The 14,334-nt window shown below is 40.2% G+C and carries 12 protein-coding genes and 1 pseudogene; 7 read left to right on the top strand and 6 right to left on the bottom strand.

Going from position 1 to position 14,334, the window contains the following annotated elements:
* Positions 1-440: 440 nt before the first annotated feature.
* On the top strand, positions 441-1,808 hold the full coding sequence (locus tag R7Z77_RS11280; RefSeq protein ID WP_182019229.1) for a tyrosine-type recombinase/integrase: 1,368 nt from the start codon (positions 441-443) through the stop codon (positions 1,806-1,808).
* A gap of 50 nt (positions 1,809-1,858) precedes the next feature.
* Here R7Z77_RS11280 and R7Z77_RS11275 read toward each other — a convergent pair whose 3' ends face one another.
* Entirely contained in the window at positions 1,859-3,190 is a 1,332-nt protein-coding gene (locus tag R7Z77_RS11275; protein ID WP_253652028.1) for an ATP-binding protein, read from the bottom strand.
* Positions 3,191-3,475: 285 nt separating this feature from the next.
* Entirely contained in the window at positions 3,476-4,267 is a 792-nt protein-coding gene (locus R7Z77_RS11270; RefSeq protein ID WP_078581137.1) for a metallophosphoesterase, read from the bottom strand.
* A 334-nt stretch (positions 4,268-4,601) separates the two neighbouring features.
* Between R7Z77_RS11270 and R7Z77_RS11265 the strand changes: the two genes are divergently transcribed.
* Positions 4,602-4,874, top strand: coding sequence for a hypothetical protein (locus tag R7Z77_RS11265; protein WP_318136662.1), 273 nt, complete (start codon positions 4,602-4,604; stop codon positions 4,872-4,874).
* Between the two features lie 13 nt (positions 4,875-4,887).
* Here the strand turns inward: R7Z77_RS11265 and R7Z77_RS11260 are convergent, their stop codons facing one another.
* The gene (locus R7Z77_RS11260) at positions 4,888-5,274 is read right to left on the bottom strand and encodes a transcriptional regulator (RefSeq protein WP_253652030.1); all 387 of its coding nucleotides are present in this window, start codon (positions 5,272-5,274) and stop codon (positions 4,888-4,890) included.
* A gap of 656 nt (positions 5,275-5,930) precedes the next feature.
* Here R7Z77_RS11260 and R7Z77_RS11255 point away from each other — a divergent pair.
* Entirely contained in the window at positions 5,931-6,545 is a 615-nt protein-coding gene (locus tag R7Z77_RS11255; RefSeq protein ID WP_250154589.1) for a hypothetical protein, read from the top strand.
* Positions 6,546-7,118: 573 nt separating this feature from the next.
* Here R7Z77_RS11255 and R7Z77_RS11250 read toward each other — a convergent pair.
* Positions 7,119-7,341: pseudogene (locus R7Z77_RS11250) on the bottom strand (hypothetical protein); the annotation flags it as partial.
* 218 nt (positions 7,342-7,559) lie between these two features.
* Between R7Z77_RS11250 and R7Z77_RS11245 the strand changes: the two are divergent.
* A complete protein-coding gene (locus R7Z77_RS11245; protein WP_213869531.1) occupies positions 7,560-8,258 on the top strand; it encodes a hypothetical protein in 699 nt (232 codons plus the stop codon).
* 174 nt (positions 8,259-8,432) lie between these two features.
* Here R7Z77_RS11245 and abiEi read toward each other — a convergent pair whose 3' ends face one another.
* Positions 8,433-8,972, bottom strand: a complete 540-nt coding sequence (gene abiEi, locus R7Z77_RS11240; protein WP_253652031.1) for a type IV toxin-antitoxin system AbiEi family antitoxin — start codon at positions 8,970-8,972, stop codon at positions 8,433-8,435.
* Between the two features lie 576 nt (positions 8,973-9,548).
* Here abiEi and R7Z77_RS11235 point away from each other — a divergent pair.
* From R7Z77_RS11235 to R7Z77_RS11225, 3 genes are all read left to right on the top strand, one after another.
* Positions 9,549-9,836, top strand: coding sequence for a hypothetical protein (locus R7Z77_RS11235; protein ID WP_253652032.1), 288 nt, complete (start codon positions 9,549-9,551; stop codon positions 9,834-9,836).
* Between the two features lie 556 nt (positions 9,837-10,392).
* Positions 10,393-10,983, top strand: coding sequence for a recombinase family protein (locus R7Z77_RS11230; RefSeq protein ID WP_001963163.1), 591 nt, complete (start codon positions 10,393-10,395; stop codon positions 10,981-10,983).
* Positions 10,984-11,186: 203 nt separating this feature from the next.
* Positions 11,187-12,158 (top strand): hypothetical protein, encoded by a 972-nt coding sequence (locus R7Z77_RS11225; protein WP_253652033.1) that lies wholly within the window; start codon positions 11,187-11,189, stop codon positions 12,156-12,158.
* A 930-nt stretch (positions 12,159-13,088) separates the two neighbouring features.
* Here the strand turns inward: R7Z77_RS11225 and R7Z77_RS11220 are convergent.
* Positions 13,089-14,084: a hypothetical protein gene (locus R7Z77_RS11220; RefSeq protein ID WP_140104346.1), complete on the bottom strand. Its 996-nt coding sequence runs from the start codon at positions 14,082-14,084 to the stop codon at positions 13,089-13,091.
* Positions 14,085-14,334: the final 250 nt, after the last annotated feature.

Below are 14,334 nucleotides of genomic sequence, written 5' to 3'. Positions count from 1 at the left end.
TATAGAAAGCCAGATAATAGTTAAAGAAGAGGGGAAGAAGAAAAGCTATTACGAGGTTAGTGACGAGTTACCGCAACCGAAACTGTACCCAAAGATATAAGATACAAAAAAGGCGTAGTAGGTATTAACCTGCTACGCCTTTCGAAATATGGTGGCCCCTCGCAGACTTGAACTGCGGACCAATCGATTATGAGTCCTACCAGGTTCATTTTTATGAGTATGCAATGCTTGGTAATTTCTATTAAATTCAAATATTTATCTGTTTGTCTTTGTTGCGTTAGTTTGCATTGATTTTCATGTCACTTTTCTCTTGTCTGACCCATTACCTGACCTAGCTTTGCTTAGGCATGAAATCTGTCAATATTATTTTTGGCTGCTTTTAGGTTATGTCTATTGACCTAGAAAGTTAACTTCGCCAAAAAAGACAAGAGAAAATCAGAATGTTAACTGTTACTAAAATTCAATCCGCGACCAGTAGTAAAAATTCCTATTATCTCTGGGATCAATCAGGTCAACGCGGTACAGGGCGTTTGGGAGTAAAAATTTTCACTAGTGGGAAAAAGCAGTTCGTGTTTCGCTACTACCAGCACCAGAAAGAAAAATTTATCTCAATCGGTTTATTCAGTGCACGTGCTGGCAGCATGACTCTTACAGAAGCTCGCGAGAAAGCCCAAGTTTTCTCACAACTGTTGCTCGGCGGAAAAGATCCTAAATTGCACCTTGAACAACAAGAGAGCGAGCAGAAAAAAATTGATGCTGAGAGTAAAAGCTTAGGAACCATTGATGAGCTATTTCATAGCTACACGGAGCGCATGAAAATAGATGGAAAGAGAACGTATGAAGACGTGCGAAATGCGCTGGTACGAGAGTTCTATCCATATATAGACAAAAACACCAAAGCGTGTGATGTAACGACAGATGATATTAAATACGTTATTAGTATGATGATCCAGCGTGGAGCTATCACCCAAAGCAACCGAGTACGTAGCTATGTGATGGCGGCGTTTAACCATGGGATGCGCTTTGATAACGATCCTCGCTATTTCTCTTTAGAGTCGAAATTTGGCATAAAATACAATCCAGTAGCACCAATTCCAAAGCAAAAAGATGGAGAGCGCATTGGTGAAAGGTTCTTAGAATGGCGAGAGTTACGGCGTCTACTAAAAGATCTTCGTGAAAACTATGATCTTGTACCCATCGGACAAGATTTGAGGCACTTACTTCAACTGTGCATCTATCTAGGGGGACAACGACCATATGAGGTGATTACACTTGAATGGTGGAATGTTGATTGGGAAGAAAGGTTTGTCTGCATCACTAAAGAACGTTCCAAAAACAAAAAAGATCATATCGTACCGTTGAACGGATTGGCTTTTGAAATACTTCAGAAACAATATGAGCTTTCTGGTGGTGGACGATATGTTTTTCCAAATCCCAAAGATGCAGAAGAACCCATGAAAACTAGCTCAATTTGTCGTGCAGTGACTCGTTATCGCGATGCCGTAGGATTCGATAAGTTTGTGCCTAAAGATCTTCGCCGAACGTGTAAAACTTTGATGGGGGCATGCCGAATCAGCAAGGAAGTTCGAGATCGTATTCAAAATCACGCGTTACAAGATGTGAGTACACGTCACTATGATCGCTATGACTATTTTGACGATAAGTTAGTTGGGCTTGAAGCCTGGAGCAGTAAATTGAAAGAGTTGATTGGGTATGTTCCACCAGCGTTGTCAGTTGTACCCTCCGCTGAAACGTTACCTTTTCCAGACATTAAAAGTACTCAGTCGCTAAGAGCTAATCTTAAATAAAGATTGTTTTTGAAAGCCCCATTGGGGCTTTCTGTTAATTTTGTTACTACCTAGTTTTTGTCTAGATCATTCAGGTGATCAAGTAAGTATTCGGTGTAGTAAAGCGGCATCACGATGTGCTCCTTCTCTGTTGCTGGAGAGCCTTGAGTACCTGTAAGTTTGATTGTCTTGTGGGGTTTGCACTTCTCGATGTAGGATTGCAATGATTTCGCACGGGTTCGCTTACCACTCTTTACTTCTACAGGCACAATTCGACCTAGGTCATCAGCGATAATGAACTCTATCTCTGCTCTTGCGTCTCCCCAAGAGAAACTTGGTTCAATACCTAGCGCAGCGATTTCCTGTTGAACATAGTTTTCGGCGACATATCCCTTGTATTCATAGCCTTGCTGTTTGATTTCACGGTAACCAGTACCGAGCATATGGTTCAATAGCCCTACATCAAAGAGAAATAGTTTAACTGTATTGTCCTTCTGATAAGCAGCTAAAGGAGAACGAGGCTGTCCTTCAATAGGATGGTTTTTTAAAGCAAGCCGACACTTGTGAAGCCATGTAATCGCACTTTCATATTCAGCATAGCGAGACTTGCGTTCGTGAACTCCCTTGAACTTAAACCGTTTAACGGAGTCGTCGAATACCGAAGATAGTTGAGCGGGAATGCTTCGAAATACAGATTCGATTAGCTGTGCGTCCACTTTTCCAGAGTACTTTCCGAAATCACGCATGTAGCCCTCAATTAAGTTCCTATGGACTTCAGATACGGCTTCAATGCGTTCAATAATACTGAGTTCTGAGTTTTCGAACCATGAGTTTACGGCTTCAGGCATACCGCCAACAAAATAATAATCGGTCAGTAGTTCGATTAATTTTGTATGAGCAGCTGAAGAGTTCAGCTTTTGGTCAAATGCTTTGTGCAGTGCTTTTTCTCCAGATGCCCACAAGAATTCCCTGAAAGTCAGTGGCCTTAAGTTGTGCTGCTCAACTTTTCCAACGGGAAAGGACGTGAGCAATCCGATATTTGAACCACTGGCCGCAACATAAGCTTTGGGAGCCTTTTCTGCAAAGTACTTAAGAGAGGTGACCGCTCTTGGACATTCACCAATTTCATCTAAAATAAGGAGATCTGTCGATGGTTCGAAGATTTCTCCTGTTAAGAGTTCAATGTTGGTGATGATGTCATCAGGGTTTAGAGAGCCTGAAAAGGCTTCCATTAACTCAGGGCTTTCTAGAAAATCGATTCTTAGGACATTTTCGAATGTACTTCCTAATAGTTCCTGCAATAGGAATGTTTTACCAGTTTGTCTAGCACCGTCAATCAGCAAAGGCTTCCTTGTCGGCTTGTCTTTCCAGGTGAGTAGGTTTTCAAGTAGTGTTCGTTTCATCTAGCCACCTCAGTTAAAGTGCTTATCTGGTCGATTGTTTATTACATAAAAATGCGCAATAAAATGCAAGCGTTAACATTTAAGTGCGCATAAAAATGTATTAAATAACACTTTTATGCGCGTAAAAGTGTTATGTGTGTATTTGTGCGAATGATAGTGTTGGCATTGTGAAGGGAGGTGATGAATCTATGCATCATTTCTGATTGGTTGCTTCACAAGGCCAATGATCACAGTGAGAAAGCCCTAGCGGGCTTTCAGATGCCGAAGTTTGTTGCTGGCTAGCTCTTATAGGTAATAAGCTTTATTAGTAAGTAATCCACTGGTTAAGCGTACAGAACCCTTGGGGTTACAAATAAATGTCGTCCTACCGTCAGCGATGACTTTCTCTACAGCATCATGTTGATGCCCTGCCACCCAATACCTAGCTCTTGAGATCAACTCATTACTCAACCCTGCATGATAATACGGAGCATAATCGCTGCTGGCATTTTGCTCGAAAGCAAAAGCTTCTTTAGATGGAAGGTGGTGAGATATTGCTATATCAACTTTCTCTGGAAAGTTGTTAATGAATGCTTTGTGCTGCTCTTCAATCATTTGATGGCTGATGTACTTTGTATCATTCATCAGTTCTGAGTACACATCAATCAGCGCAGACGAGTATGTGTGGATAGGAAACCAAAGAGTTCCTCCATAAATACTACATCCATCTAAATTTATTGACTCATTATTCAAAAAGAACAGGTTTTCAGTTGTATCACTATGAGCCTTAAGCTTGGCTAGTACGGAACTCCTAGAATCTTTGAGAACGTCAGAGTTAGCACTAGATTTGCACCCAACGGACGTACTTCTATGGCGGTAGGATTTACTCTTATTGCTATACCATTCATGGTTTCCTGCAATCATTATCACAGTCTTAAAGTGGCGGCAAAGTACATTCTTCACATACGCCATGCCTAAGAGGCCGTTCGCTGTGTCACCTGCAACGACTAAAGTGGCTTCGTTATCGAAGCTATACCAGAAATCACGGCGTATTCCGTGAATGTCGAGATGCAGATCGGAAACAACGTAAAACTTCAAACTATCATGACCTTAGAGTTGATTGACTTCTCCATGGTACAGGGGTTTTTTAGATTAGAGAAGTGAGCACATACGCTAAGTGCTTTAACATCAGTAGCTTAAAGTGAAACCTCCATGGAAGACAATGATTGGACGCTTTGTTTGATTTTTCGGCACTAAGATTTAGACACTAACTTTTAGTGTCTAAATCTTGGTGGTTTATAACTGTCTGAAATTAATCGTTTTTATTGTAAACAGTTAAGGTTTTTTGCTGAGGAAACTTCTCAGAGGCTGGCGAGAGTGTAATTGTGCTACAGCCGTGTGTACGGCAGGCATTTTTATGAGCGAGGCTGATATGAAGAACGAGGCTAAGGCTACAAGAAGTGATAACGAGCAAGCCGAATCAAAGGATAGTAAGGTTACGCTAAATGGACTTCTTGACTTGCTTGATCACGCTATCTTTACCAATACTGATAAGCTAGTTGAAGTAACTGAAGCCCTCAAAATAGAACTGGAAGAGATCATCTATGGCTATCAAGTTGGCCTAGACGGAAAGTATCAAGAACAATCACCATTCGAGTCTGCACAGCATGAAGCTGTGCTACCCAAGCGGCATGCGCCGCAGTAACGAGTGTTCGGTATCATGAAAGATAGCCTTCTTGCAGTGTATTCTCTAATTCTTTGCCGAGAATAATCTCAAAGTCAGTAAATACAGCAATAGGGCGGCAAGCGTTGCCTTTTTCCTCTAACTGGATGAATCCTTTTGATGATAAGTCGTCGAGAGTTCGTGAGAGTTCGCGGATATGATGACCGCTAATCTCCGCAAGCTCAGCTAGACTTTCAGGCTTTTCTCTATTGATCAGCAGCATTAGTTCGATATTCTCATTACACAGTAGCTTTGAGGCTTCATTTAGTGACGTGAACCAAAGCGTCGGTAGATGCTTGTTATGGCTAATGTTGCCTGCGGCCACACTAATCATGTGCCTACGAATGAGATCTTCCGATGCAACCCCAATGCGAGCTTTCATGAGTATCCTTCTCAGAACGAAGTAATAGAATCCTAGTGTATACGACGCTGTTCTGAAAGAAAAAGTGGATAGTTATATTCGCTATGCTAATTGACGCCCCTTTCACGAGTAAAAGGTCAAGAGACTATTCTCATCGAACCCCTTTCGATTCAGTTGATTGTTAGCTCTTGTTTGGCTGCTAGCAAAGATACTCTCTCTGAATCAAAGTCCTGGGGATAATATGACACTAATTTTGATATTGTAAATGGTCCTAATTGGGTCATTTCATATAAGCACTCTGTCGATTGGTTTCAGTCAGTACTACTAGAAACTGCAATAATCAAAGAGTTCACTGAAGGGTATATTAACGAGGGTAAGTTGAACTCTAAACAAGACATTATCACTTGCTTCCATAATGCTCTTTTCCCATTTGATTTGAATATCCCTTTAGCCAATGGTGACGATGGAAGTCCCCAAACTCTTGGTGAATCAATACGTTTTTGGGTAAGACCACAAGGGAGCAGTCATCCTGTAGACGTCACAAAAGAGTTACTTACTGGCTTGATGACTTGAGTATCGGGCAAAATCGTGAGATTTCTTTCTTAGTTTTAGGTATAAGCGAGTTTAGCTAGTTGTTAGCACATACTACTTTATTAAACAACAGGATGAAACTAACTATGCCTATTAAAAGAAGAGTTAAAAATAATCATATCAATTATGAGCATGTGGCGAAGCTGATTCTTTTGTGTTCTCAAAAACACTGTTCAGATGCTGAAGCAGGTCAAAATAGGTTCAAAGTTCGTGAAGGTCTCATCCAGAAGATAACGGGCATACCTTTATCTCATGATGACCGCTTTTCCATTATCAGAGAGTTTAATTATCTAGGCTGGCAGGTAGCCATTAACCCTGATTATTGGCTTGTATTTGCGGTGGATGAAGATCAACTATTTAAATGGGATGAGGCTAGTTACCTGTATGGGCTGGAGCAAAGCATCAAAGCAATACAGCAGGGATATGAGCCGCAACTGGGAGAGATTTACGATTACTATCCACTTAGATCAAACCTAACTGCAAAGTTCTTAGGTTGGTCGGACGAAGATATTCAAGAACAGCTTGTGGAAGAGGCTTTAAGGGAAGCAACAGATGAAGTTGAAGAAGAGTATGAAGAAACAGGTGATAAATCTCTTCTAGGTATCGGACAGAATGATGAAATCTGCTTAACAAACTTCACTTTTTGGGAGTATCTAGACTTCGAACTGGCTAGAAATGGACTAGTTTTCAAATCTAAATAAGACTGGCGCAGGTGTGTGGTTACTCGATAGTAGCCACTTATCCTCCAAGGAGGTTTGTGTTGTTAACCCCTCAAATACCTACCGTGATCAATACCAGTAATCTTCACAAATGCCTAGAAGATGCGAAGTTCATATCGGAAAATGTTGGAGAGCAGAACATTCTCTTAGAGCTTCAAATTTATCTATTAAGGATAGATTTATTAATAGCCAATAGCCGTTTCCAGAGTGATTGGCGAACCAATACATTAACCCTCGATAAAATTCTTCGTAAACTTTTAGGACTCTCCAAGCAGATCGAGTCATTGACAGATAACCATGTTTTTTCAACTCGATATTGCCTTGATAGTGCTTTGGAACAAGTGAAGGTATTGATTACCGTAACCTGTAAAGCTATAGACGGTCGGTAATATTCTTGGTGTAATTTGGTGCTTGATATGATGGTTATGTTCTAAGACAGACTGAGTGATTATATGTCACCCCGACAATTACAAAGGACTATTTACAGTCTCTCCAGAAATGATTTGTGCAGTTTTTGGGAGTGCCCGCATCTGCTTAATCCTGATTCGTCACAATTCAGTGTGTGTTTCTTCCAACTCTTTTTAGATCACGAATTGATGTCTCTTTATTAGCAATTCGCAGGGGCCGATCTGAAGTTATGGTATTGTTGATAATGTCAATATTATCACGTTTCGTGTGTGTGAACTCGATAACGCCATATGAGGTCCTAAACTCCCCCCTTGCGTCCAGTCGTCATGATCGTAATTCGGTCAATCATCACTTGGGAAATGACACTGTATGGCAATCTGGTTAATAACTTAAAAGTGAACGGCCTACCTAGCGATTTTGGTATTATAATATTGATAATTAGGAAAAAACTCTTCAATATTGACGCTGCGAATAGCTAAGAAGCTCAAAGCCTATTTTTCAAGCTTTGAGCTTACCTTACGATTTGCTCAGATGATGGCTGCAAATTTAACTTTAATGAATACCAAAATTTTTTAAAAGGAACTAAAGATGGCAAGACATAGTGCCAATCGGGGAATACTGGTGCTGGAAAGTCCATGGGAATTGGATGATAGTGACTCTAACCGTTCAAGTGTTGTGCCTTTTATTGAAGGTGTTGCAAAATTGGCAGGGGATACAGAAGTTTACCATGCTGATTTTTATGACAAAAAGAGCTTTGAATATGCCTTAGAATGTCTTTGTAAAGTCAGGTTTTCTAACACTATTGTCTATATTGCAGCTCATGGGTACAAGAAGAAAATAGGTAATATGAAGTTAGAGGATATTCTTTTCGCTATTGGCATGAAATCAAAACAGTACAACATAACAGGGGTTATGTTCGGTTCATGTTTCGTCGGGGGGAATACTGAGTTAATCGAAGTCTTCACCACTGCCAATAATTTACGTTGGTGTGCAGGTTATGCTTCGACATCTAACTGGCTAAGTGGCACTTTCATCGATAGTGCAATCATTGCGCAGATGATCAATTTAGAAGAAAGTGAGTTCTCTAATCGAGATACACTTGTCGAACATCTTGCTTATGCAATATCCCCTTTCTCAGACCAAATGTACATTGGTGACGATTATGAAGAGAATCCTGTAGCTTTGTCGGACTCATTGCAGTTTATCGTGCAACCTAAGGGACAGGGTTATCATCCAAAAACGGTTTCGTCGGAAGTCTTCATAGCTAAGAAACAGTACGACGTATAAGATCTCCGCCACATGACGGATTAACTCGAACTGTAGTGGATGAGTTGATTTGGCCAATAGATAAGAGGTATTTGCAATACCTCAGATTATCCGCTAAATGCTAATTTAGGGAAAGCACTGCAAACTTTTGTCCAAAAGTGAGTTGTGTGGTTTTTGGGAGTACCCAAATCAGCCTTAATCATGATTCATCACTATCAAGTGTGTGTTTCTGCCAACCCTTTTCAAATCTCGAATTGCAGCTTCTTTCTTCGCAATCCGCAAGGGACGGCCTGAAGTTATGGTATTGCTGATAATGTCAATATCATCACGTTTCGTATGTGTGAATTCGATAACGCCGTAAGGTGTCTTAAACTCTCCCTTGCGTCCAGTCGTCATGATCGTAATTCGATCAAGCATTACTTGGGAAATAACACTGTATTCTGAAAGCGCCGATTCTAGAGAGATGTAGTTGTACTCTCCTCGTCGCAAGCATTTGGCAATGTATTCAATAGTATAACCGCCCTTATGACGACTGTATGAGAATACATAAACACCGTTGCATACCCGCTCTAGTACTCCAGCTTTCACCAAACGAGGTAAACTTTGCTGGAATGCTGTAAGTGAATCATCAAAAAATAATCTCCTGAGATCACTCTTTCGATAAACGTGTATACCTCGCCCGTCAAATTTATGCAGGCGCTCCAATGCAACCTCAATCTTCACGTCAATGCTCATAAGTAGCCATAAAAAGTAAGTATGACATATATTTTTGTACACTTATGGTTGAAGATAGCAACTGGTGATCGCTAATACCCTTCCTGATCCCTGATTGGTTTTTCCGAGTTAGGATCCTAACTCGGAATTATGATGAATATGGTTCTTTGAGGAGGGGGAATAGCGTCACCAATAGTCAGAATCTGTTCTTTATTCTCGGTTAGGATCCTAACTCGGAATTTATGGGGATGATTATGGTTGTTTTGAGGTAAGGAAATGGCAGCACCAATAGTCAGAAGCTGGTTCCCTATTCTCGGTTAGGATCCTAACTCGGAATCTATGATGATAAATATGATTCTTTGAGGAGGATAATCGCAACACTAATAGCCCAGAGTCCGATCTTTTTCATTTGGGTAGGAGTTTAACTAATTATTGCTTCTCTAATTTAATAATTAAAAAATCAAACGATTTTTATTTAATAATCAAATGTTAATGTTATTTTTAAAATAGTGGTTAAAGGTCCTTTACAAAGAGAATATTACTTGATAAATATAATAGTCATTGAATTTATCTATATATATTAAGAGGGTTGTCGATATGTCTCAAGTTTTGGTTTATTCTAAACGTAATCGTGAAATGAGTTATCTCTCTGCAAGAGAAGAACGTGAAACTAAGCCAAATAGATTTCAAGTCGTTTATAACGATATTTCGGATGAAGAAGCATTACGTAGAGCAAACTTTATTAATTTAGATGAAAAGAACAATGTTCCTCAAGTTCGTTTAAAAAGACAACCTATTAAGGAAGATAAAGAATGCCGAGTGCCTGGCTTATATGGTTGTAACCGTTATAAGTCAAGGAAAAATGAGACATTCAACGTGTTCTAACGTTGTTCTTTTTTTGCACAACGTTAAAGCCTGTGAGCTTGTGTCAGGCAAATGATGAAAGCCTTAAAAATTCCGTCATCAAAGCTCGTGGCAAGAGAATTTGCCAAGACTGGCAAGCAATGTGCCACTACTGGCATTGAAAGTGCCAGTAGTGGCAGAAGAATTTCTGCAATAATTTAGACTTATTTGGGTTTAACCTTCATTTTTGTAAAAGCTAACCTTATATTAGAATTATAACTTTATAATAGTTATAACAGTTATAATAGTTATAACATAAAAAATTAAATAAATAAAATTTAATTTTTTATGTTGGATTTTAATGTCAAGGTTTTTTAACTGAGTTTGTTTTTTATTATATATAAATAACTTTAGAGTAATGATTTTTATCTATGCGTAATAATTTATTTACTCGATTTTTATTAAGGCAAAGGTGGTTTGCCTTAATTATCGACTTAACTAGTCAACTTTAGCGAGATGTAAACACCCCTGTAGTATCAACAAACATCCGTTTTCTGATACTAGTTGTGATGCCAAAAAGGGGGCTATTGTGGGGAGTATGGGACGGACATTCGCTTATTGTCGTGTATCGACTAGTGAGCAAACAGTTTCAAATCAGATTTTAGCCATTCGGAATGCTGGCTACGATATTCAGGAGCACCGAATTGTTCATGAGACGGTTTCGGGGAGTGTACCTGCAACTGAACGACGTGAGTTCAAAATGTTGATTGAGCATAAACTTGAACCAGGGGACAAACTGGTGGTACTAAAGCTTGATCGACTTGGAAGAGATAACATCGATGTTCAGCATACGATCAGTATGCTGTTAGAAAAAGGTGTTACGCCAATTTCTCTGGATCTGCCGACCGCTGATCTAAGCTCAGCAGAGGGACGATTGATGCTACAAATGTTCTCAGCATTTGCTGAGTTTGAGCGAAACCGTATTCGGGAACGGACGTTGGAAGGGCAAGCTAGGGCTAAATCTGAGGGTAAGCGGATTGGCCGACCAGAAGCTATCAGTACAACTCAAAAAGTTCAAGAATGTAGGGTAAGAGGACTGAGTCAATCCAAAACAGCAAATGCTCTTGGTATCTCCATTCCGACGGTCAAGCGGCATTGGAACAAGCGGCTAACTGAAAGAGTTCAATGAGAACAATGTTCCATGATACTGTTAGGTTGAGTTGAGTTCTGCCAGAAGTAATTACTCGTTAAGAGGTTAACGATATTGCAAGAACCTTGTTCTTGCTTAGAGCAAGGCTACTAAGATATCACGCTGATATTTGATACAAGAACATTGTTCTGACTGGAAAATCGGATAACCTTTTTGCTAGGAAACGGCGCTGACAGAAAGGGATGCTTGTGGGCTTATTCATCAATACTCAAAAACTAACGGTAGCAAAAGAGGATCATTTAACTGAGTTCTTCGCTGCGGCGTTAAGGTCTTCAGAACGTTTCAGTCGTGCATTTGTCAGGTTGATTTTTGGAGACGAAGATAGCAGGTTGATCAGCAAGGTCGAGACACAAGTTATCTATCCTGGATGCCGACCAGACATGCGTTTGATATTAAGTGATGGTTCAATTGTTCTTTGTGAAAATAAACTCGATGCTGCCGAAACGATCGGTAATGTTGAGAGTGGCAACCTTTTACAATTGGAGCGATATCTGCAATTGCCTGTGGATCATGTGATTTATATTCGCTCTGAGTTACTGTCGCCTTCATACCAAGTTACGAGCCATCCTAAGTATCTATCGCCGATAGAAAGGCCTCATTATTTGTGGCGTGATATTTACCCTTTGTTATGCGAAGACTCCAATCCAATCGTCAAAGAATTACGAGATGGTTTTAAGAGCATGGGATTTGTTCCTGCTCACCCAGTGATTGGCGATCTGACACGTAATGTGCCAAGAGAACAGAGAGAGAATTTCTCTAAGTTTTGGATGCCGACAACGACTGCGGCCATTCAACAAGGTTGGAAGGTAGCAATTGGAGATGTAGTAGAACGATACTTTTACCACGAAACAGCAGAACTTGCTCGGGAAGTGTTCGTAAGCCCAATAAACCCTACCCGATTTTTGATTCGTTACACACCGCAAATATCTCAATGTGACGCTCTATTAAGTGCACTAGATACCGTTGAAAGTGAAGCCGAAGCACTAGTAGTGGTAACGAAAAAAACGGTACCACGAGCGAGTGGAATGGTCACTGTTATAGATGTTGAAACTCCTATGAACAATGTTCTACCAGCTCAACTAAAAACAGTGGAACAGATAGAGTCTAAGCTCAAAGCGTATGTATTGCCTTATCTGACGCTAGCTTTTAAGTAACACCTGTTTTGATTTTATGTGAATAACTATCTCGACAGTGAGATGATGTTTACTTGGAACAATGTTCTTATCGCAATCTTAAAATAGTAAAGATTGGGTATTTAATTAATCAATAAAAAACTGTGGAAGAACAATGTTCCGAATGATAAGTCAGAGAACCTTTCTTTTAATAAGAGAGGCTTTCAGAGAGTAGTGTTTGTGGAGTTAATAATTAATACTCAACAACTAGCCTTCTAAAAATATAATTAATTAAAAGTCCTGAAGAGTAGTTTTGCAATTAATAATAAAAAGGCCGAGATAAACTCGACCTTTTTATCCAACGCTTAACCGCCAGTTGGCGCGGAAGTGTAACCATCTATTAGTGGATAAAATAGTGATACATTTAATTGTATTAAAACTAAATTTTCTTTAAGCCACCAGTGAGGTGGAAGAAATTATTTTTACTTTTAAAGGTTAAGTAATATTAGTTTAAATATATCTTTAAGCCACTTTCTAGATAGAAGCTCTGCTTCTTGCTACGGGATTTAATATATTAGAATGTTTTTTCTTAATCAAGTGTTTTTTCAACTTGACTAAAAAGTTTTTTATGTATAATAAAAACTATATTTTTGACTTTTTAAGTGGATGGATCTTAATTAATATGACTATGCTATGAGCTTATTTAGCAAAAGGTCGTATTGACCCAAGGCTTTGCTCATCCATGATTTTATAGATCTTATAGTAGGGATATTCTAAATATTGGAACAATGTTCCCTGAGTCGCGAGTGTTGCAAACGGTATTGGTGAGCTGGTGATTGATACTGCGAGAACACTGTTCTCGCTCAAATCATCAAAACCTAAAGATTGAGTATTTGATTAACAAATAAAAAATGCTTCGAGGAGAACGATGTTCTACTCAAAGCTTGTTACTTGAGACTTTGGGTAGCTGAATCAGTCTGCTTTTTCTACAACCATGCCACTTTGCTCTGCAAAGTGAATCAATCGAGTGATATTGCTTAGGCTCCATTGGTTGGTGATGGCTATCACCTCGTCGTTAGGCAGGGTAATCAGCGCGTCCTCATCGCTGTGGAAGCGGCGAATTCTACCTTGAGGGATATCATCTGCTAGGATGGCAATGCGTCGTCTTACTGGCTCGTTAAATGCGTTGAGTACATCATTCAGGCTTTGTGGCTGATGCTTCTCGATCCAGTCCGTGACTAACGCTAGCGCGAGGTGACGCTTTTTATAGGTATGACCGCTATAGCGGTACTCCGAGTAATCTTTTTCGCCTTTTTGAACGCTTGTGCGCTGCTCGGCACGCTTCTCGCGGAACTTCACTTGGTACTCTTCCACTTCTGGAACAGGGATGATCTGCTCAGCATTGATCAGTACATCTTCTTTGTAGCGATAGGGCGTGAGGCGCACACAACTGATATCGACGCCTTTATCACGCAGCCATAACACAGAAGTGGTGAGTTCTTTACCGAAGTCTGCTGAGGCTAGAACGATTCGCACATCGTTACCAAAGTCATCCAAGCTGTTCTCATCAAGATCGACAAACTCTAGGATGGCTTCGCGGGCCTCGATCTCTAGACCTTCTTTCTTCAAGTACTGGGCATAGTAGTCACATGCTTTGTCGAACGTCATGGTAGAGATCATTGCGGCATAGCGTAGCGCTTGAAGTTCCATATGCGCCCCGATTTCATCCCGCTTAAGCTCGATGACGACTAAGTTGGCATTTTTGTCGATGGCTAACAGGTCGATACGGCGGCGGCTGTCTTCCCAGTCTGAAAACTCCTCTGATATCACCAAACAGTCAGGAGCGATGGCATCAATACAGCCTTTCAGCGCTTCTTGTAAATCGTGCCGCTCTTGCAGCCCTTCGGCTGCAAAAGTGGTCGGTGTCAGTGCGGTGAGGTTTTTATTGGCGATATTGTATAGGCTCATGGTTATACCGCCTGTTCGACAATAGCATCAGTCAGATGTAGTTGAGTGATTTGGGACTCTTTTAATCGAGTTTTAAGTTGATCGCAGACATCCATAAAATGATTAACCATAGCAACAACAAGTTTTTGTTCTCTCACTGGAGGAATAGGAATAACAAACTTAGATATATTACTCCCGATTTCAGATAATAAGTGCGACATTCATGGAAAGGTGTAGAAGAGGAAGCCAACTGCTGAAAGTGGTACGCTCT

The sequence above is a fragment of the Vibrio sp. 1401 genome, from assembly GCF_033340295.1.
This window is presented reverse-complemented; position numbering and strand designations above follow the sequence as displayed.